The organism is Dietzia cercidiphylli (genome assembly GCF_039531545.1).
In the GTDB taxonomy this organism is placed as follows: Bacteria; Actinomycetota; Actinomycetes; order Mycobacteriales; family Mycobacteriaceae; genus Dietzia; species Dietzia natronolimnaea.
The window spans coordinates 21,606-41,729 of record NZ_BAAAQG010000021.1 but is presented as its reverse complement, the minus strand read 5'-3'; the positions used below and the strand labels follow the sequence as shown (position 1 = coordinate 41,729).

Sequence of the window (20,124 nt, the reverse complement as noted above, 5' to 3'; positions counted from 1 at the left end):
TCACCAGACCCCGTTGTCGGCCAGGAACCGCCTCAGGTCGGAGGTCCCCGTGATGACGTTGAACGCCTGGTAGCCCCCTCGGATGGCGTACGAGTTCACCCCGACCACCCGGCCCCGCTCGTCGACCGTGGGACCGCCGGCCATGCCGGGGCTGAGTTCGGCGTCGATCTCGTACCCCTCCACCCCCCTCGGTGACGCCCGCCGGGTGGAGACCGAGCCGGACTTGAACGACGGAGGCTGGATGGCCGTCTCCTCCGCGACGTCTCCCCCGGCGCCGGGGAACCCGATCGCGGTGATCCTGTCGCCGGGTCGCGGGTCGTCATCGGCGATCGGCAGCGCGGGCGGTCGAGGGTCGGCAGCAGGCCCGTCGATCCGCAACAGCGCCAGATCGCCCCGCTCAGTCGGCATCACGTCGGCGATCCGGACCGTCACCCAATCGGTGATGGTGGCGCCGTCGACGTCGGGCTGGCCCGCCATCACCCGGATGTCGACCTCGGCGTCCAGAGCGGCCTCGTCGGCGACGTCGTGATCGTCGAGGTAGGACTCGATCACGGCGCCACGACCCTCGTCCCGACCGACGCAGTGCCCGGCGGTGATGATCTCGCCGTTCTCGCCCGCCATCCACCCGGTGCACGTCCGGACCGCCGTCACCTCGGTGGACCGGACGTCGTCGCCCTCCCCGCTTCCCGGGTCCAGGACGTAGCCGGACACCGTGGTCATGAGGAACACCACGGAGTCGTCCAGTCGCTGCGGGTTCATCGTGGACGGCTCGGCGTCAGGCGAGTTGGATTCGATGACCCCGGGGACGTTCTGCTGAGCCGCGGGGTTCTCGCCACCGCCCTGGACGCACGCCGTCGAGATGGCGAGAACCACCGCGACGAGTGGCAGTGCCGACGTCGGTCGTGGGCCCATGGCGGCTTCCTTAGCCAGATGAACAGATCTTCATATTGAGATGTCTCGGACTTTACTCCGCCCGCGGAAATCTCACCAGTACCACTCGCTACTCACAGGCGACACCGTCGTCGTCCCTGTCCAGTTTCGGCGCGTACCCCGGCTCTCCGCGCATGATCGGGGCCGCGCCCGCCGCGCGCGCGGCGTCGCAGTTGGCGAAGTAGGTCGCCTGCGGGGCCGGTGCCGGAGGGGGTGAGTAGACCGGCGCGGGCGGCGGCGGGGCGACGGGCTCGGGCGGTGGCGGAGGCGGCGGTGGCGGCGGCGGCGGAGGCGCGACCGGCACGAGCGGCGTGGTCGGGACCGGCGACGAGGTCGGGACCGGCGCACTGCTCGGCGGCCGGGTGGCGGTCGCGGCGGCCCGGACCGGCGCCGTGGTGAGCACGGTGCTGGTGGCCGGAACAGCAGTCGCCGCGGGGGCGGGCGAGACCTCCGCGGCGGGCATCAGGATCATGGATCCGGCGATCATCGCGAACGCCGTCGACCCCACCACCGGCCACCGGCGCGAGACGGGCGTCAGCGGCGTGTGCCAGGTCAGTGGGGCGAGCGCATCTGCAGCGACGTACCCGGCCATCGCCTGCTGGGCCAGCGCGGCCTGCGAGTCCAGCCGGTGGTCCTCATCGGCGTGCGCCCTGTCCCGGTGCTCGCAGTACAACCACCATGCGCCCGGCAGGACGAGTGCCAGTCCGAACACGACCATCGCCGCGACCGCGGCGGCGCCGTCCGCCAGGGAGGCCGCCCCACCCAGGACGACCAGCGCGCCCACCCCCACACCCGCCCAGGCCAGCACCGGCTTCCACACCGGGGGACTGAGGTAGGTCGGTTCGGCCAGTGTCGGATGCGACGTGGACGGCAGGACGATCGGCATGGGCGGCGGTCTTTCCGGGAGGCGAGGGGTCCCCAGAGGGACGACGACGGCGCCGGGTCCGGTGCCCCACCCCGCCGTCGAATGAGGTGAACAGTACGCGGGCCCGGTCCTACGCCAAAGCTATTCTCATACTTCGCCGGAGTGCGTCTCAGACCAGGGCCACCCTGTGGTTCCACGAGCGCGCTGTGCGCCACAGGCAGAACACCACCAACACCACCGACGCGGCCAGGAAGCCGACGGGCATGACGTCGTCGCTGGCGGCCGCGCCGGCGGCCAACTCGCCGATCATGTCGAAGCGCACGAACTCCAGCGAGCCCCCGGCGCCCATCGAGATGCCGAACGGCAGAGCGATCATCGCCATCAGCGAGAGCAGCTGTGTGACCACGTAGACCAGGACGAACACCACGACCGGCCCGCCGGCACCCAGCGCGGCCAGCCGTCGCTCGTGCCCGACCGAGACCGAGAAGTAGTAGCAGACGGGCCAGATCAGGAACGACCCGAGTGTCACGAGCACTCCGGCCGCGATCATCCAGGCCGGTGCGGCAGTGGTCACCGTGGTCCACGCGTCGGACAGGACGGAGTACGACGGCGAGGTGAGCCCCGACTGGCGGGCGGCCGACCACCACGTGAGCACTGCGAGCCCGGCGGTGAGGACGAGCGCGGCCAGGGACGCGACCATCGCCCACACCAGCTTGGCCCAGAAGATGACCGCCCCGCGGACCGGGATGGAGTGGGTGAAGTACCCGGTCCGGCCGTAGCCGGTGCGCCAGTAGTCGGCGGCCAGGGTCAACTGGACGGCCGGGACCGCCACAACGGCGGCCAGCATGCCCAGGGCCAGTCCGAGCTGGGACAGTAGCGGCCACCCGGCGGCCCCGAGCAGGCCGCCCAGGACTCCGACCAGGGCGATCACGCCGAGAGTCGTCCCGAGGGCCCCGCGTGTGCGCAGCCACTCGTGCGTGAGCAGTGTCGTCGTCATCGGTAGGTCTCCTTGGAGATCTGGTCGAGGCTGGCGGCGTGCTGGCCGCGGAGGTCGTCGGCGTGGCCCTGCAGCAGGACCCGGCCGTGGCGCATCATCACCGCGGCGTCGAGGATGGGCTCGAGGTCGTGCACCAGGTGCGTGGAGATGAGGAGCAGGGACTCCTCGGACAGGTTGCGGACGATGCCGTCGAGGATGAGCTGACGCGCGGCCGGGTCGACGCCGGAGATGGGTTCGTCCAGCAGGAACACCCGCGCGTCGCGGGACATGGCCAGGGCGATCTGCACCTTCTCGCGCATGCCCTTGGACATCTCCTTGAGGCGCGCGGACTCGCTCAGCCCGAAGAACCCGATGAGGTCGCGGGCTTTCTCGGTCTGGAAGTCGGCGAAGAAGTCGGCGTAGAGCCGCAGGCAGTAGCTCACGCGGGCGGAGTCGGGCAGGAAGCTGGTGTCGGGCAGGAAGGACACGATCGCCTTGGACTCGGGGCCCGGGGCGTGGCCGTCGATCCGCACGGTGCCGGAGTAACCCGAGAGCACGCCGGCGAGGATCTTGAGGAGCGTGGTCTTGCCGCACCCGTTCTCGCCGAGCAGTCCCACGATCTGCCCCGGAGCGAGCTGGAGATCGAGGGCGTCCAGTGCGGTGGTGGAGGCGTAACTCATGCTGAGACCCGAGGCCTCGACGAGTGTAGTGGCCGGGGTGGCGGTCGTACTCACGTCAGACGCCTCCGTCGTGTGCATGGGCAGTGGTGTGGTCATGGTGATCCCATCTCGTGTCGAGTAGTGCTCGCGCCCTGTCGTGCGTCATCCGCAGGCCGCGGACCCGCCGGATGAACTCGTCGGCGGCCCCGGCGGCGAGGTCGGCGCGGATCTCGTCGATCCGGGCGTCATCGGAGGTGACGAACCTCCCGCTGGCCCGCTCGGACCGGCACAGCTCGAGCCGTTCCAGCTCGGCCAGCGCGCGCTGCGCGGTGTTGGGGTTGACGCCCAGATCGGCCGCCAACTCCCGGACCCCGGGCATCTTCGCGCCCGTCGGCCACTCCCCCGTCACGATGCGCCGCGAGAACTCCTCGACGAGCTGCACCCAGATCGGGGATGAGTTGTCGAACTGCATCGCCGCCCCATTCCGTGTTGCTGTATTAGGTGCTTAATACAGTGACACTCCGACGCGGCGAAGTCAACGCGGGTCGCGGCGAAGTCAACGACGACCACGTTGCGTATACCCTAGGGGGTATGTATTCTCGGCAGCGAGGCTCGGACGGCACCACACACCGACCGCGGACCTCGCGACCATCCCACGATCAGAGGAGTACGACCATGTGCCGACCCGCAACCTGCAAGACCTGTGGAAAGACGACCTGGGCCGGGTGCGGAATGCACGTGGACCAGGTGATGTCCGGCGTGCCCAAGTCCCAGCGGTGCCCCGGACACGCCACCGCGCCCAAGGAGGGGTTCCTCGCGAAGATGTTCGGCAGGTAGCCGGTCACTGCGCGCGGATCAGTGCGCGCGGATCAGTGCGTCAGAACGACCTTGACCCCGACGATGGTCGCTGCGACCACCGTGAGTGCCGCAGCACTGATGAGCCGGTTCCGACTGGGCCGCTCGCCGTTGAGCCGGCCGATCACGAAGACGATGCCGCCGATCCGCACCAGCACGGTGGGCTCTGCCAGCAGCAGTGCGGTGCGGTGCTCGAGAACTCCGAGCCAGGACCAGGATGTTGCCGTAGATGTAGGCGCTGATCCGGCTCGCCGCGTCGGACCGCTCCAGCGGCGCGCCCCTGGAGAGCCATGAGTTGCGCGGCAGGGAACGCCCGTCCGTGTTCATGACGACAAGCGTGACAGACCCCGGGAGTCCGGGGCACCGAGTTCACCGTCCCGCCCCGGGCCACCGGGGGCGAGGAATACTGTGAACACGCCTGCGATTCGGTCGGCCGTGGGGAGGCGACGGGTGGACTCATCAGTGGACGTGGTGGTCGTCGGCGCAGGCATCGCCGGATTGGTCGCCGCTCGCGAGTTGACCCGCACGGGCCACGAGGTGCAGGTGTTCGAGGCCCGGGACCGCGTCGGGGGCCGTCTCCTCAACGCGACTCTGCCCGGCGGTGCTCCGATCGAGGTCGGGGGGCAGTGGGTCGGTCCCACCCAACACCGCATTCTCGCGCTGATCGGCGAGTTGGGACTGCAGACCTTCCCCACCCACGTCGCGGGTCGCCACATCGCCGAGGTGGGCGGGGCCAGGTCGGACTACTCCGGCCGGATCCCCCGCCTCGATCCCGTCACCCTCGCCGACATCGCGCAGACACAGTGGCGTCTCGACCGCATGGCCGCCCGCGTCCCGCTCGCGGACCCGTGGCGCGCGCCCGGCGCCGAGCGCCTGGACTCGCAGACGTTCGACACCTGGCTCAGACGCACCGCCCGCACCCCGCGGGGCCGCGCGTTCTTCCGTCTCCTCACCGAGGCCGTGTTCTCGACCGGACCCGAGGACCTGTCCGCGCTGTGGGCGGGGTTCTACATCGGGGCCGCCGGCGGACTGGACGCGCTGATCGATACCGAGGGTGGTGCTCAGCAGGACCGCGTGGTGGGCGGAGCGCAGACGATCGCGATCGAGATGGCGCGGGAGCTCGGGGACCGCGTGATGCTGGACAGCCCGGTCACCGCGGTCGACTGGGACGCCGCGGGAGCCCGCGTCCGCACCGGCGACCACGTGGTCAGCGCGCGGCACGTGGTGATCGCGGTGCCACCGCCGCTGGCGTCGAGGATCCGCTACTCCCCCGGTCTGCCCGGCGACCGCGACCAGCTGATCCAGCGGATGCCCATGGGACGGGTGATCAAGATCAACGTCGTCTACCCCGAGCCGTTCTGGCGTGCCGACGGCTGGAGCGGTCAGGCGAACAGCGACACCCGACCGCTGGGCACCGTCTTCGACAACACTCCCCACGCCAGCACGTCGGACGGCGCCGTGCCCGGCGTCCTCGTCGGATTCCTCGAGGGCCGCCACGCGGACCGGGCCTCGCGCATGACCGCCGCCGACCGACGCGCGCAGGTACTGGAGGACCTCGCCGGATACTTCGGCCCCCGGGACCTCGGTCCCGTCGACTACATCGAGCGCGACTGGGCCGAGGAGGAGTACAGCCGCGGCTGCTACGGCGCGTTCGCCGCGCCCGGGACCCTGACCCGCTTCGGCCCCCACCTCCGCCGCCCCGTCGGCCCGATCCACTGGGCCGGCACGGAGACCGCCACCCGCTGGGCCGGCTACATGGACGGGGCGGTCGAGTCGGGTCGGCGGGTGGCCGGGGAGATCGTGTGCAGCCGCTGATCCGCGCCGCCAGCCTGCGCGGTTTCGGTCCGCTGGTCAGCGAACTCGGCGGAGACCCCGATCGCCTGCTCGAGCGGTATGACATCGCGCGCGAGGTGCTCGATGACGACGACGGGCTGGTGTCGATCACCGCGCACGACCGGATGCTCGACGCGGCCGCCGCGGAACTGGGCTGCCCCGATTTCGGGCTGCGGCTGGCCGATCGCCAGGACGTCTCCATCCTCGGTCCGGTGGCCCGGGCGGTCCGCTCCAGCTCCACCGCCACCGAGGCGCTCGAGTGCGCGGCGCGGTTCCTGTTCGTCCACAGCCCCGCCCTGACGATCGGCGTCGACGACGACCCGTGGGGCAGGCGCGGCGTGATCGCGCTGACCTACCGCAAGCGGCTCTCCGAATCGCCGTACTCCCCGCAGGCCATCGAGCTGGGCCTGGGCCTGTTCCACCGGATGGCCGTTCAGCTGCTCGGGCGCAGTCCGGGTCTCCGGTCGGTGGAGCTGCCCCACGGTCCGCTGTCGCCCGTGGCCCGCTACCTGGAGTTCTTCGGCGCCGACATCAAGTTCGACCGACCCGTGGCCGCGCTGTGCGTCGAACGGCGCATCCTGGACGCCTCGTTCGACACCGCGGACGAGGAGATCCGCCTGGCCGCCCTCGAACACCTGGCGGGGTCGTACTCCGACCCCACCCAGTCGATGTCCGGACGGGTCCGCCGGGCGGTGGCCGAGAGCCTGCCCGGGCCGGTCCCGTCCCTCGCCGAGGTGGCGGCCTCGCTGTCGATCCACCCCCGGACCCTGCAACGCCACCTCGTCGTCGAGGACACCACCTACGGTCAGGTCGTCGACGACCTGCGACGAGACCGGTCGCACCGGTTCATCACGACCACCGACCTGTCGTTCACCCAGATCGCCGACCTGGTCGGCTTCACCGAACAGTCCACACTCAGCCACGCCGTGCGTCGGTGGTTCGGCCTCTCCCCCGGCGGCCTCCGGCGCCGGGCGAGACTGTCGCGCTGAGACAAGTTTTCCTCCCGCGGGCACCGGATCCTGAACGTAGCCACCAGAACCACGGCACCCGGAGAACCACGGCGCCCGTAGTAGTAGGCGCCCGTAGTAGTACAGGAGCGATGATGCTGCGCGAACACCAGTTGAGTGACCAGAAGCTGCAGGAACAGTCGTCCGAGCAGATGCTCGAGCAGATCGGCGCGCGGTCGATCCCCGAGTTCGACGGCGTCCACGACGTGTGGCCCCGCGGCGAGCGCCTCCGGGCCGTGCGCGCGGCGGCCGCCGAGTACAAGACGCGCTTCGTGCAGCAGGGGCAGGTGCGGGCCGTGCAATCCGTGGACGTGGCCGCGGCGCCCTACCCGGTCAAGTACGCCTTCAACAACGCGGTCTCGGTCCCCAGCCTGCCGCTGATCACCATGATCAACCGGATGATCGTGGTGCAGTACGACGACTGGAACGGCCGCCCCCGCACCCTGGTGTTCGAGCCGACCGTCCCCGCCGGGTCCGCCGAGGCGCCCTTCTACGACAACCTGCAGACGCTCGTCGACCGGATCCCCGGCGGCACCCTGGCCATCAAGCTGCTCCTCAAGTACTTCAACGAGCCGAACCAGGCGCTCGCCAAGGTCGGGCTCACGCCGCAGGACGTGGACTTCTGCACGTTCGACCACCTCCACGTCCAGGACCCACGCGTGATCCTCGGTTCGACCGAGGTGATCCCCGGAGACACCGCGCCCCGCACGCCACTGTTCGGCGACGCCAAGCTGCTGGTCCACCGGCGCGAACTGGCCACCCTCGAGGACCTGCACCCCATGCAGTGGGCCTGGTACGTCGCCGGCGGGCTCGGCGGGGTCGACCGGTCCAAGTTCGCGGTGTTCGACGGGGACATCGAGCTCGGCCCCGGCATCGCGCTGATGTGGACCCCCGGCCACACCGACGGCAACCACTCGCTGGTCATCAACACCCCGGACGGCGTCTGGGTCTCCTCGGAGAACGGCATCTCCCTGGACAACTGGCAGCCGGAGCTGTCCCGGATCCCGGGCGTGCGGCGCTACCACGAGAAGTTCGGCCGGGAGATCTGCCCCAACGCCAACACCCTCGAGGACTCGCTGGACCAGTACGACTCCATGATCAAGGAGAAGACCATGGCGGACCGGTGTCCCGGTGACCCGCGCTGGTTGCAGATCCTGCCCTCCACCGAACTGGTCTCGTGGAAGCGTTTCTGGCCCGTGGTGCCCACCTACTGCCACGGCGGCCTCTCCTACGGTCGGATCCGGTCCGGACTGAGAAGCGAGAAGTGACGACGACGACGAGGTCACGCAGTGCCCTCGTGACCGGGGCCGGACGCGGGCTGGGCAAGGACATCGCCCGGATGCTCGCCGGCCGCGGATACCGGGTGATGGTCACCGACATCGACGCCGACAGCGCCGCCGCGGCCGCCGCCGAGATCGGAGGGGGCGCCACCTGGGCGGCCGTCGACGTCCGCGACCACTCGCAGGTCGAGGCGGCCCGGGACGCGCTGCTCGCACAGGGCGGGCGCCTCGAGGTGTGGGTCAACAACGCCGGCGTCCTGCTCACCGGCCCGGCGTGGGAGCAGACCGAGGACCAGCGGCGACTGCTCATGGAGGTCAACGCCCTCGGCACGATCAACGGGACCATCGCCGCGATCGACGCGATGCGCGACCACGGCCCCGGGAGCAGCGCCGGCTCCGAGGGCGGTCCCGGAGGGGCGAGCAGCGGCGGGCACATCATCACCATCGCCTCGCTGGCCGGGATCTCCGCCGTGCCGGGTGAGGCCGTGTACGCCGCCTCCAAGCACGCCGTGATGGGGTTCAGCACCAGCACCGCCATCGACCTCAGGCTCGCGGGAGTGGACGACATCGCGATCTCCTGCATCTGCCCGGACGGGATCTGGACCCCGATGATCCACGACAAGCTGACCGATCCCCAGGCCGCCCTGTCGTTTTCCGGCTCCCTCCTCCAGCCGGGCGACGTGGTGCGCGCGGTGGGCAGGGTGCTGGACTCCCCTCGCCTGGTCACGGCCGTGCCGTCCTGGCGCGGGGCGCTCGCCCGCCTGGGTGCGACCTTCCCGCGTCTGGCCGTGGCGGGCCTGCCCCTCATGGCCGCGCAGGGGCGCCGGACCCAACGCCGGATCCTCGCGACACAGGAGTCTGCACGACGATGACCGCACACGTGAACGGGGCCGTCACCACCAGGGATTCGGTCACCACCAGCGACGCCGTCATCACTCATCGCGACCCCAGCCCGCAGTCGCGCGCCCTGTACTGGGCCGCCCGCGCCACCCTGCGACAGGTGTACCGGGTCTGGCCGCTGACCGACGTCGGGATCCGGGGTCTCGCCGCCGTGGAGCGCGGGTTCACCCGGCTCCCGCACCCGGCCGGCGTGCGCGTGGAGCCCACCACGTTGGGCGGCGTTCCGGCGCTGACGATCGCCCCGATCGCACCCGGGTCGGCCACAGGCGCACCAGAGGCCGCCGGCCCGGACGCGATGGCGGATGTGGTCGTGCTCTACCTCCATGGAGGCGCCTTTGTCTTCTGCGGACCCAGCACCCACAGCCGCTTGTGCGGCAGCCTGGCGACGGGCCTCGGGGCTCCCGTGCACTCGGTGAGGTACCGGAAGCTGCCGGAGGTCGACATCGCTGCCGTGGTGGACGACGTCTACTGCGCCTATCGCGCGCTGTCCGCCCAGTTGCCGGCGGAGCATCGGATCGTGGTGGCCGGGGATTCCGCCGGCGGCTTCCTGGCGGCCAAGCTCTGCGAGCTGGCGGCCCGCGACGGCGTCCGGCCTCCCGCCGCCCTGGTCGGGTACTCGCCGCTGTTCGACCTCGACGCGGAGCTGAGCGACGGCTCGTGGTTCACCCGGGACGCCTACCAGCCGGCCAGCACCCTTCGGCGCGCGCAGCGGTTCTGGTCCAGTCGTCCGTACGAGCTGCCCGGCAGCAGGTCGATGGTCGAGTGCGACCCCGCCGTGTTCCCACCGACACTGATCACCCTGGCCGCGGGCGAGCTGGTGGAGACCGCCGCACTCGCGCTGACCGAGCGACTCCACGCCGCCGGCCGGACCGTCGAGACGCACCGCTGGCACACGGCCGTGCACGCCTTCCCGGTGCTCGACGCCCTGACCCCGGAGAGCCGGCGGGCCGGGGAGATCACCGTGGGGTTCCTGCGGCGGGTGCTGGGCGGGTAACCGCGGTTCGCCGTCTCACCCCACCGTCGCGACGCGATGTCACCCGACCGTGCTCACCCGACCGTGCTCACCCGACCGTGGCGACCTTCCACGCCGAGTGGATCGCGCCGTGGATGTAGCCCACCTCTCCGGCGTCGCCGATCACCTCCACTTCGACGCCGGCCTCGCGCAGCTGGTCGGCCAGGGGCGCGGAGGCAGTGGTGCCGTCGGCATAGATCACCATGTCGGCCGGAGCCGAGGAGGCGGCGCCCTTGCGGTCGGTCCACTGCACGTCGGAGTCGGTGATCCGGGTGACCGTGACGCGGCGGTGGATCGCCACCCCGTGCTCGCGCGCGTGGCGGACGGCGGTCCACCGGCGCGGCATGGCCAGGGGCAGTCCGAGCTGCTGACCGTCGTGCAGCAGGGTCACGCGCCGACCGCGCTCGGCCAAGAACTCGGCCAGTTCCAGTCCGACCAGCGAACCGCCGATCACCACCACGTCCTTGCCCATCGGGAGCGCGATCCTGGTCAGGCAACGAATCCACGCTGGTCGCTTGGTGATGCCCGACAGGCGGCCGAGCCTCCCGATCACCCGCAGCGCCAGCCCGGCCTCGTCGGCGGTGGCCGTGCCCAGCATGGTGGCCCGCAGCGAGTCGCCGGTGTGCACGTGCGGCAGGTCCCCGCCGGGGATCTGCGGCGCGGGCCGCACGGCCCCGGTGGCCACCACCACCCAGTCGGGCTGCAGGGAACGGAGGGAGTCCAGCATCGCCTCGGTGTTCGTTCGGACGTCGATGCCCAGGCGATCGATCTCGGCGGCGAACCAGCGGATGAGCGGCTCGTTGTCCGGAGTCGTGAGGCTGGAGAACCACATCGTGCCGCCGAGCCGGTCGGACTTGTCCACCACTGTCACGCGGTGACCGCGTTCGGCCAACACGCGGGCGGCCTCCAGCCCGGCCGGACCCGCGCCCACCACCACGACGTGGGTTCGGGCCGGCGCCGGAGTCAGCGGCAGCAGCGTCTCGTTGCCCAGCGCCGGATTGACCGCGCAGAAGGGGGTGTCGTCGAAGAAGTTCTCGGCCACGCACAGGTAGCAGTTGATGCACGGTCGCACCAGCTCGGGTGTGCCGGCGGCCAGTTTGTTGGGCAGCTCCGGATCGGCGAGCAACTGCCGGCCCATGGCGGCGAAGTCCACCTTGTCGTCGTCGATCGCCTTCTCCGCGACCTCCGGCAGCATGCGGCCCACCGCGATCACCGGCACCGACACGGCCTGCTTGATGGCCGCCGCGTTGTCCAGGTACGCGCCGACGGTGTCCGGCAGGGGGCCGTCGGTGAAGTTGTCGAAGGGGTTGCGGCCCCACCCGGTCACATGGATGGCGTCGGCGCCCGCGCGCTCGAACATGCGTGAGGCCTCGATGGCCTCCTCGAGCGTCAGCCCGCCGTCCTGGCCGTACTCCTCGCCGGCCACCCGCACCAGCACCGCGAGCGTGTCCCCCACCCGCTCCTTGACCGCGGCGATGACCTCGCACGCCAGCCGCGCCCGGTTGGTCAGCGACCCGCCGTAGGAATCGGTGCGCTGGTTGTCGCGGCGGTTGAGGAACACCCCGAGGATGTAGCCGTGGGCCACGTGGATCTCGATCGCGTCCGCACCGGACCGGGCGATGCGGTCGGCGGCATCGGCCCAGGTGGAGACGAGCCAGGCGATGTCGGCGTGGTCCATCTCCCGGTAGACCGTCTTCTTGCCACCGGTCGCGGCGCCCATCCTGCCGAGCTCGTCGGGGGTGCTGTCGGCCAGCGCGGAGTAGTCGTAGTCGTAATCGGGCGCGCTGGGGGCGATCACCGGCCGGTCGTTCGCGATGTCCACCCGCGCGACCTTGCCGTGATGCGTGGACTGCACACACAATTTCGACCCCGCGGCGTGGACGGCGTCCGCCAGGGCCGTGAGCCCGGGGAGGAACCTGTCGTCCGAGAGCCCCGGTTCCTTCATTGACGCCGCGCCGTGCGGGAAGGCGATCGCGCACGCGCCGGTGATGATCAGCCCGGCACCTCCGGCGGCGCGGGCGACGTAGTGGTCGATCTCCCGCTGCTCGATCTCACCGTCCTCCGAGACGTTCATGTCCATGGCGGGTAGCACGATGCGGTTGGCCGTGGACATGGGGCCGATACGCCCGGGCGACAGGAGACGAGGGAAGGAGGTGAGGGTGGTCACCCTGAGGAGAATACGCGGGGGTTGACGGGTGTCAAGAACAGGTTCTAGTTATCGCCGGGCGGGGCGACGCGCTCGTGACGCAGTGCGTCAGGAGCCCATGCCGAACCGGGCCGCGAGATACGGCAGCAGTCCCATGCACTCGGGCGTCAGGGCCAGACAGGACGCCTCACCCGGCCCGGGGCCGAAGAGATAGCGCAGCGGATTCTCGATCGAGCCAGAGGGAAACACGATGTCGCTCCTTACCAGTGCGGGTGCGGTGCCTTACACGCGAAATCGAACCCTACCGGGGACCCGTTACGCTGCGGCGGCCTTCACGCTGGCACGGGACGCGAGTTGCTACGGTGAGCGCACTCCACCGTCGGAAGAGCGCCACATGATCCGTCGCATCCTCGCCCAGTGCACTGTCAGCGATATCGCCCGCGCCGAGCAGTGGTACTCCCTGTTGTTCGATCGCGCCCCCGACCTGCGGCCCATGCCCGGTCTCATCGAATGGCACCCGGGCGACAGCTTCGGACTACAGGTGTGGTCCGAGCCCGAGCGCGCAGGCCAGTCGACCGTCGTCCTCGACGAGACCGACCTCGACGCCGCCGCGGCCCGGCTGACCGCGAGCGGCATCGCCCACGATGGCCCGGTCCCGGGTGGCGGCGGCCGGATCCTCCTACTGAGCGATCCGGACGGGAACCGGGTCGTCATCACCGGGCAGTGACCCTTGGGCGCAGTAGGAACCTGGTTCCTGGTGGCGGGCTAGGCTGACCGCTCGCTGACCTGCGATGCCCTGGACCGCCCGTGCAGGGCACCCCAGGTCAGCGGCGTCACGCCCGCCGCGCCCCGGCCCACCCCGGCCCGCGCACCAGGTAGCCGACCCGGTCCTTCCAGGTCTCGGATCGGAACACGTCTCGGGCGATCGCGATCCACTCGTGCGAGGCGATCCGCGCCGGGTTGAACGTATCGATGTTGGTGGTCAGCCCGTAGACGACCTTCTGCCCCTCGGGCTCGAAGGTGCCGAACAGGCGGTCCCACAGGATGAGGATGCTGCCGTGATTCCGGTCCAGGTACTCGCGGTTGCTGCCGTGGTGCACTCGGTGGTGGGCGGGTGAGTTGAAGACCCGCTCGAACGGCCCGATCGACCGGATCACCTCGGTGTGGACCCAGAACTGGTAGATCAGGTTGATCGCGCGGGCGTCCTGCACGAGCGCCGGCCGCACGCCCAGCAGCGAGAGCAGCCCGTACGGCACGTAGATCGTCAGCGCCTCGGCCACCGGCTGCCGCAGTGCGGTGGAGAGGTTGTAGCGCTCGCTGGAGTGGTGCACCACGTGCATGGCCCACAGCCAGCGGCTCTCGTGATCGAAGCGGTGGTTCCAGTAGTAGATGAAGTCCCACCCCAGGATCGCCACCGCGTAGGCGAGCGGACCCGTGCCCAGATCAAGCGGGGAGAGGCGGAAGAGCCTCTTGCCGGCCGTCTGCGCACTCCACAACGTCGAGACCGTCACCACCGCCGAGGCGAGCGACGTCACCGCCGACCCTCCGGTGATGCGTCGCAGCGCGGGCAGCACCTGGGCGGCCCCGGGGACGGGATCCGGGTCGGAGGTGAGGACCTCGTCGTCGTCGTTCCCCTTCGCCCGGCCTGACAGGGGCGGTTGGCTTGACAGGGGTGCTCGACTCGAAAGGGATGACGACACCCTCGACGGCAACGCGCCCGCCCTGAGCAGACCGGTGGTCCGGGTGCGCCGCACCACGTCTCCCACCGTCGCTGCGGCCGCCGCCGCGAGGGACAGGCCCATCAGCGCCTTGGCGTACCGGCCGGTGCGCGGGGTGACGGGGGCGAGCAGCGTGTCCGCCACGTACGGAGCCACCAGACTGCCCACGCCCATCGACAGGCTGGCCATGGTGTCGGCGAACTCGTAGTCGCCGGCCCGCTCCCCTTCCGCCGGATTGCGGGACTGCCATGCGTATTCGGCCGCCATCGCCGCGATGAAACCGGGGATGGCCAGGACCGTCAGATCAACCTTCACGCTCTGAGGATATGACGTGGGTCACTGTGGCGCGAGGGCGGGAGCCTCGGGTCGGGCCGACGTTCCCTGTGCCCCTTTCAAGATATAGCTGGTGGGGGGTCTTGCCGCAAGACCCCGGTGGGGGCGCACACTAGCGCGATGCCACCCCTGCCGACCAGCATTTTCGCTCTCCCCGACCACCTTCGGAGCAAGGCCGATCCGGCCCTGATCGCCGCCGACGAACAGCAGTTCTCGGCGATCGCGGACTGCCTCGCGCAGCGGGTCGCCGACCTGTCGGCCCGCCTGGGCGCCCGTCGCCGCGACCCGGCCGGTACCGGCGCCCAGACCATCGACCGCGATGCGGACATCCGCCGCCTCGTCGCCGAACTCACCACCCTGCGGCGCTTCGGGTTGGACCTGTGCATCGGGCACGTCGCCTTCACCGGGGGCGCCGATCCGGTCTACGTGGGCCGCATCGGGCTGATCGACCCGACCGGCACCCCCCTGCTGGTGGACTGGCGCTCGCCGGCCGCCGAGCCGTTCTTCGCCGCGACGCTCGCCCGGCCGATGGGCGTGGCGTACCGGCGGAGGTACAGGTGGTCGGGCGGGCGCGTCGTCGACTACTGGGACGAGGTTCTCGACGACGACGAGGTGGGCACCCGCACCGCCCCGGACGACCAATCGGCGTTCGTCGCGAGCCTCGGCCGGGTGAGGACCGGCCGGATGCACGACGTGCTGGCCACCATCCAGGCCGACCAGGACGCGATCATCCGCGCCGACTCCTCGGGCGCACTCGTGGTGGACGGCGGCCCGGGGACGGGCAAGACGGTCGTCGCGCTGCACCGGGCGGCGTACCTGCTGCACACGGAGTGCGCTCATGGTGCTCGCGCGATAGGGCACTCGACGCCGCCGAGGGTGTCGACCGGCCGGGGCGCCCGGGCTGGTGCTGCCGAGGTGCCCGGACGGTTACGAAGCGACCGGCTCCTCGGCCATCGGCGCCACCGCAGGCCCCTCGGTCTGCGCGGTGTTGCGGACGAACCACGCGCCCACCACGGTGATCAGCGAGATGATCGCGCCCACCAGCAGCGCGTTGTGGACGCCGGTCATCTGCGCGGCCACGTCACCCTCACCGGACTCGGCCCCGGCCACGATGCCCAGCGTCATCACCGTGATGAACAGGGCGGTGCCGGCGGCCGCGGCGACCTGCTGCAGCGTGTTGAGCAGCGCGGAGCCGTGCGAGTACAGGTGCGGCGGGAGCGAGCCGAGCGCCGAGGTGAGCAGCGGCGAGAACAGCAGCGCCAGGCCCACGCTGAGGATCATGTGCCACACCACCACGATCGCCAGCGACGACTCGGCGGAGAAGGAGACGTACATGCCCCACAAGCCGGCGGCGGCCAGGATCGAGCCCGGGATGATCAGCGGGCGCGGGCCGATGCGGTCGAAGAGCCGACCCACGAACCACCCGAGCACACCCATGAGCAGACCGCCGGGCAGCAACGCCAGGCCGGACTCGAGGGTGGTGGTGCCCAGGACCTGCTGCATGTACAGCGGCAGCAGGATCAGGGTGCCGAACAGCGCCATCATGGACAGCAGCATCAGCGAGAGGCTGACGGTGAAGGTGCGGAAGGTGAAGGCCCGCACGTCGAGAAGCGCGTAGTCCTTCAGCGCGAGCTGACGCCACACGAACACCGACAGCGCGGCCACGCCCACGAGCACGGGCACCCACGGGGACACCAGCGCGTTGTCGTTGGCGGCCTCACCGAAGGAGCTCAGGCCGAAGATCAGGCCCGCGAAGCCGACGGCCGAGAGCACGCCGGAGAGGATGTCGAGCGGGATCGCGCGGGTGGCGGTGACGTTGCGGATCAGCGTGGCGCCGGCCACCAGCGCGAGCACGCCGATGGGCAGGACGAACCAGAACATCCAGCGCCAGCTCAGCACGTCGAGCACCAGGCCGCCGACGGTGGGGCCGATGGCCGGGGCCACGGCGATCACGATGGAGATCACACCCATGGTGCGGCCGCGACGGTCCGCGGGCACCACGTTGAGCACGGTGGTCATGAGCAGCGGGATCATGATCGCGGTGCCCACGGCCTGCACCACCCGGCCGGCGACCAGGATTACGAACACCGGCGCGAGCGAGGCCAGCAGGGTGCCGAGGGTGAAGGTGGTCATGGCGATGATGAACACCGTCCGCAGCGGCAATCGCATGAGCATCCACCCGGTGAACGGGATGACCACGGCCATGGTGAGCATGAACGCCGTGGTGAGCCACTGCGCGGTGGCGGCGGTGACGGCGAACTCCCCCATCAGCTCGGGGATCGCGACCGACATGATGGTCTCGTTGAGGATCACCACGAACGCCGCGGCCACGAGCAGCGCGATTAGCCGCTTGGTGGCGGCGGGCAGTGGCGCGGAGCCGAGGGCGGGGTCGGGCTGGGCTGGAGAGAAGGCAGCGGCGGATGACTCAGTCGTCACGGGAATCCTTAGGCATTACGGGGCGAAACAAAGTGGGAAGCCCGGCGAGGCCTGACGGCGCGCACGGGAACCCTCGCACTGTACTGCAGGAAGTTCGACAGGCTTTGCTGATGTGACCACCATTACTGGGGCGGGTGGGCCGGTGGGGCAGAATCGACGCATGACCGGGATCGGCACCGCCCGACGTGGCGAAGTGGAGACGCGCACCCTGCCGGAGTACGCCGCGGGCGGCGCGTCGGGTTTAAATCTCCGGCAGCACGCTAGGCGGCTGGGTGCCTACCGAGGTACTCATCGATGGCCGCTCGGATGACGGCGCTCATCGGCTGCCCTGTCCGGTCGGCATAGTCGGCCAGACGGCGCCGATCGGACTCAGTGAGTCGAACAGCGAGCGGACGGGTCTCCTCGACCGCATCCCCTCGCCGGGGCCGACCGTGACGGTAGTCCGGGCGGACTTCCGCCGGGGAATCGATCACGTCGTACTCGCCAGCCTCTACGGCGTCCGCGAGACGCGCATAATGCGCTTCACGATCACCTGTCTCGCTCATCGTTTCTCCCGCTGCGTCCTCTGACTACGGCTGACGCCGTCGGACAAGTCAAGGTTCCCGCCGGTGGCCTCGAGCACTTCGCGCGCCACTGCCGCGGTCAGAAGCATCGCGTGAAACACGTGTAGCTCCTCTCCGCCCACCCGGTCGACCACGACCTCAATCAGAGCTCCGCCGTCCGGGTCTCCGACCATACGAAGCAACTTCGCCTGAGGCCCCGTGCGTGGAGCTAGTCGATATCGAACGATCGGATGCTCGAGGACGGCCCTGATCTCCGCGTCTGTGATGCCGTGTCGGCGCGCGGAGGCGTAGATCACGACCTTCAATCCGAAAACGTATCACAAATTAGGACGCAGGAACATGCTCTCTTACCTTCGGCTTGACTCTAATCATTACCGATGGGCCACAGCCGCCCTCAGCCGCGCAGATCCTCTGCCTCTCTTAAGTACGCATTCCGAGTGCACGCCCTCCCGCGACTCGCGCGCCCGGAATGGACTGAAGACGCCGCACACGTCGCGGGGGGCTCGCGAAGAGAGGGCCGACGCCAGGGGGCTCGCGTCAGAGCCGAGGCTGGCTCAGAGCTCCGGCAGCCGATCCGCGCCCCAGCTCAAGCGGATCAGGTCGGTCACCCGGGCGATCTCCTCCGCCGTCACCGACCCGGTCTCGCCGGGCTCGAGGGTGTCGAAGTGGAAGATGTAGAGCCGCGAGGCGAACTCCTCGAACGGCAGCGACGACTCGCCGAAGCGTTCCCCGTGGCCGGCGGTGCTCACCACCACCCCGTTGCCCCAGTCCTGGCCACTGTCGTTGTTGGGGTTGAAGAAGTAGACGCGCATGGTCTCGTCCGGATCCAGCGCCACCCGCAGGATCGTGATGGCGTGCCAGCCCACGAACCGCGCGGAGCTGTCGGTCACGGCCACGCCGGCGGGCTGAGGGTGGATCAGCGGCTGGTTGCCGTTGTGGAACGGGTGGTAGCTGCCGTAGAAGTGCCGCAGGAAGTCCTCGAGCCCGGTCAGCCTGCCGGACTCCACGTCCACGTTGATGCGGAATCCCCGCGCGGCCCACCAGCCGTGGAACTCGGGGTTCACCCAGCGGTGGGGGTCGCCTTCGCGGTCGGCGCAGAGCCGGCCCATCTCGGCGTAGATCCGGTCCAGGTGCGGCACGACGAGCAGGGAGACCGGGTCCAGGTCGAGGGGGAGCGTCTCCGCCAGGCCCGCCTCGAGCTCGCGGGAGGACAGTGGGCGGCCCTCGAAGTGCATGACCACCTCGTTGTCCCGCGCCGCCCAGGCGATGGTCTGCAGCAGGTAGTCGGGGTCGTTGTACGCCCACATGGACAGCGCGCGGGCGGACTGGCAGGTGGGGTTGTCGCCCTGCCCCACGCCCAGCGGCTGGCCCAGCATGGACAGCGTCCCGGACAGCAGCCAGATCCTCCCCGGGTGGGCCGGGCCGTAGGCCAGCGCGAGGCGCTCGTTCGCGTAGTCCGACAGGGGCAGGGCCAACAGCCGCCACAGTGCGGGCGCGACGGCCGGCTGGAACAGGATCCCCCGCTCGAGCAATAACGCCAGTCCGTAGACCGACTGCGCGGTTTCGGGGTGAACAGCCGCGTCGATCAGCGCATCGACGAGGCCGTGGAAGCACAGCAGGCTCTCCCGGCCGGTGCTCGACAGGCCGAGCGCCTCGCTGAGCAGGAAGCTGCCTTTCTCACGCAGGAACCGCAGCAGGACGGGGTGGTAGGCGGAGACGAGGCCGGTGTCGTGCATGGATCGCGCGAACCCGGCGGCCTCGTACTGCAGGGCCCCCTCGTCCATCGACTCCAGGCGGGAGCGGTAGATGTCCACCCCGGGGTCTTCCCGGCTCGCCTCGGTGGTGCCGTAGATGCTGCTGATTAGCCGGTCGACGCCGAACCCGCCGGTGCTGGTGTCCACCTCGGGGTCGTGGCGCGCGACCGCGATCTGGGTGATGGTCTCCTTGATGTGGTCGACCTGGATCGGGCGTTGCCGCAGGATCCGCCAGATCTCCTCGACCAGCTGGTCGAGGACGGTGTCATAGCCGATCGACTCGGCGATGTGCGTCAGCGACGTGCGGGTCACCTTGGCCATCCGGCCCTGTTGCACCCGCTCCGCCTCGGTGGCCGCGGTGAACAGCATCGAGGCGTTGGTGGCCAGCACCTCCTTGAGGTGCTGCAGAGCCTCCTCCGCCGACACGTCGGGGTGCGCGTACTCCCCCTTGGCCACGGCGACCAGACGGAGGTCGCTGACGATCTCCATCACCGCCGTGTCCGCGTTGGGGCTGCGCAGCGACCCGGTGCTCAGCGCCGGGACCAGTGAACTCGGTGACGCCCAGTCCGTCCCCTCGTACAGTCCGGCGGACTCGAGCTCCTGTGCCATCGACTGCACGGCCTGCGCGCCACCGTCCTGGAGCAGGACCAGGCGCAGGCCGTCGAGCACGCGGCGTTTCGGCGTGGACTTGCCCACATCCCCGGCGTCGGCGAGGGCCCTTGTCGCGTCGACGAGAGAGGCCACCCGCTTGTCGAGTACTCGCGTCGCGTCGGGCTCAACGTTAGCCACTTGGGTTCACTCTCCAGATCTCCGGGCGAGGGTGCCCGCCCCCGGTACCGTACCCACGTCGTCGCAGC

General features: G+C 70.4%; 20 protein-coding genes and 1 pseudogene. 7 read left to right on the top strand and 14 right to left on the bottom strand.

What is annotated here, in order from left to right; genetic code table 11:
* The 5 genes from ABD250_RS15705 to ABD250_RS15685 all read right to left on the bottom strand — a co-directional run bounded on the left by ABD250_RS15705 (nt 1) and on the right by ABD250_RS15685 (nt 3,902).
* Entirely contained in the window at nt 1-912 is a 912-nt protein-coding gene (locus ABD250_RS15705) for a S1 family peptidase (protein WP_344393217.1), read from the bottom strand.
* A gap of 88 nt (nt 913-1,000) precedes the next feature.
* Nucleotides 1,001-1,816: an excalibur calcium-binding domain-containing protein gene (locus ABD250_RS15700; protein WP_344393214.1), complete on the bottom strand. Its 816-nt coding sequence runs from the start codon at nt 1,814-1,816 to the stop codon at nt 1,001-1,003.
* A 148-nt stretch (nt 1,817-1,964) separates the two neighbouring features.
* Nucleotides 1,965-2,792, bottom strand: coding sequence for a hypothetical protein (locus tag ABD250_RS15695; protein WP_182658512.1), 828 nt, complete (start codon nt 2,790-2,792; stop codon nt 1,965-1,967).
* A complete protein-coding gene (locus ABD250_RS15690; RefSeq protein ID WP_338404173.1) occupies nt 2,789-3,505 on the bottom strand; it encodes an ABC transporter ATP-binding protein in 717 nt (238 codons plus the stop codon). Before ABD250_RS15690 ends, ABD250_RS15695 begins: the two co-directional genes overlap by 4 nt.
* A 1-nt stretch (nt 3,506) precedes the next feature.
* On the bottom strand, nt 3,507-3,902 hold the full coding sequence (locus ABD250_RS15685) for a GntR family transcriptional regulator (RefSeq protein WP_182641199.1): 396 nt from the start codon (nt 3,900-3,902) through the stop codon (nt 3,507-3,509).
* 203 nt (nt 3,903-4,105) lie between these two features.
* Between ABD250_RS15685 and ABD250_RS15680 the strand changes: the two genes are divergently transcribed.
* Nucleotides 4,106-4,267 (top strand): hypothetical protein, encoded by a 162-nt coding sequence (locus ABD250_RS15680; protein ID WP_179525725.1) that lies wholly within the window; start codon nt 4,106-4,108, stop codon nt 4,265-4,267.
* Between the two features lie 32 nt (nt 4,268-4,299).
* On the opposite strand, the pseudogene ABD250_RS15675 reads toward ABD250_RS15680, so the two are convergent.
* Nucleotides 4,300-4,612, bottom strand: a pseudogene (locus tag ABD250_RS15675) (hypothetical protein).
* Between the two features lie 81 nt (nt 4,613-4,693).
* On the opposite strand from ABD250_RS15675, the gene ABD250_RS15670 reads away from it, so the two are divergent.
* The 5 genes from ABD250_RS15670 (at nt 4,694) to ABD250_RS15650 (ending at nt 10,299) form a co-directional block, all read left to right on the top strand.
* A complete protein-coding gene (locus ABD250_RS15670) occupies nt 4,694-6,100 on the top strand; it encodes a flavin monoamine oxidase family protein (RefSeq protein ID WP_182658511.1) in 1,407 nt (468 codons plus the stop codon).
* A complete protein-coding gene (locus ABD250_RS15665) occupies nt 6,088-7,107 on the top strand; it encodes an AraC family transcriptional regulator ligand-binding domain-containing protein (RefSeq protein ID WP_182658510.1) in 1,020 nt (339 codons plus the stop codon). Before ABD250_RS15670 ends, ABD250_RS15665 begins: the two co-directional genes overlap by 13 nt.
* Before the next feature lie 110 nt (nt 7,108-7,217).
* Nucleotides 7,218-8,393 carry an MBL fold metallo-hydrolase gene (locus tag ABD250_RS15660; protein WP_344393208.1) on the top strand — a complete coding sequence of 392 codons (1,176 nt, stop codon included), beginning with the start codon at nt 7,218-7,220 and terminating at the stop codon, nt 8,391-8,393.
* Nucleotides 8,390-9,277 (top strand): SDR family oxidoreductase, encoded by an 888-nt coding sequence (locus ABD250_RS15655; protein ID WP_344393206.1) that lies wholly within the window; start codon nt 8,390-8,392, stop codon nt 9,275-9,277. The genes ABD250_RS15660 and ABD250_RS15655 overlap by 4 nt, the downstream gene beginning before the upstream one ends.
* Entirely contained in the window at nt 9,274-10,299 is a 1,026-nt protein-coding gene (locus ABD250_RS15650) for an alpha/beta hydrolase (RefSeq protein ID WP_344393204.1), read from the top strand. The genes ABD250_RS15655 and ABD250_RS15650 overlap by 4 nt, the downstream gene beginning before the upstream one ends.
* Before the next feature lie 67 nt (nt 10,300-10,366).
* Here the strand turns inward: ABD250_RS15650 and ABD250_RS15645 are convergent, their stop codons facing one another.
* Nucleotides 10,367-12,484: an FAD-dependent oxidoreductase gene (locus tag ABD250_RS15645; protein ID WP_344393202.1), complete on the bottom strand. Its 2,118-nt coding sequence runs from the start codon at nt 12,482-12,484 to the stop codon at nt 10,367-10,369.
* Nucleotides 12,485-12,571: 87 nt separating this feature from the next.
* Nucleotides 12,572-12,712, bottom strand: a complete 141-nt coding sequence (locus tag ABD250_RS15640) for a hypothetical protein (RefSeq protein ID WP_179525730.1) — start codon at nt 12,710-12,712, stop codon at nt 12,572-12,574.
* A 145-nt stretch (nt 12,713-12,857) separates the two neighbouring features.
* Here ABD250_RS15640 and ABD250_RS15635 point away from each other — a divergent pair, with 145 nt between their 5' ends.
* On the top strand, nt 12,858-13,190 hold the full coding sequence (locus ABD250_RS15635) for a VOC family protein (protein WP_182658168.1): 333 nt from the start codon (nt 12,858-12,860) through the stop codon (nt 13,188-13,190).
* A 106-nt stretch (nt 13,191-13,296) separates the two neighbouring features.
* Here ABD250_RS15635 and ABD250_RS15630 read toward each other — a convergent pair whose 3' ends face one another.
* The 6 genes from ABD250_RS15630 to ABD250_RS15610 form a co-directional block, all read right to left on the bottom strand.
* Entirely contained in the window at nt 13,297-14,496 is a 1,200-nt protein-coding gene (locus ABD250_RS15630) for a sterol desaturase family protein (protein WP_182658167.1), read from the bottom strand.
* Between the two features lie 21 nt (nt 14,497-14,517).
* Nucleotides 14,518-15,354 carry a hypothetical protein gene (locus ABD250_RS18120; RefSeq protein ID WP_425551925.1) on the bottom strand — a complete coding sequence of 279 codons (837 nt, stop codon included), beginning with the start codon at nt 15,352-15,354 and terminating at the stop codon, nt 14,518-14,520.
* 87 nt (nt 15,355-15,441) lie between these two features.
* Nucleotides 15,442-16,950, bottom strand: a complete 1,509-nt coding sequence (locus tag ABD250_RS15620) for a DHA2 family efflux MFS transporter permease subunit (protein ID WP_182610916.1) — start codon at nt 16,948-16,950, stop codon at nt 15,442-15,444.
* A gap of 260 nt (nt 16,951-17,210) precedes the next feature.
* Nucleotides 17,211-17,495 (bottom strand): ribbon-helix-helix protein, CopG family, encoded by a 285-nt coding sequence (locus ABD250_RS18115; protein ID WP_182615700.1) that lies wholly within the window; start codon nt 17,493-17,495, stop codon nt 17,211-17,213.
* Nucleotides 17,492-17,809, bottom strand: coding sequence for a hypothetical protein (locus ABD250_RS15615; protein ID WP_182658163.1), 318 nt, complete (start codon nt 17,807-17,809; stop codon nt 17,492-17,494). The genes ABD250_RS18115 and ABD250_RS15615 overlap by 4 nt, the downstream gene beginning before the upstream one ends.
* A 258-nt stretch (nt 17,810-18,067) precedes the next feature.
* Nucleotides 18,068-20,056, bottom strand: coding sequence for a hypothetical protein (locus ABD250_RS15610; RefSeq protein ID WP_182658162.1), 1,989 nt, complete (start codon nt 20,054-20,056; stop codon nt 18,068-18,070).
* Nucleotides 20,057-20,124 lie beyond the last annotated feature (68 nt).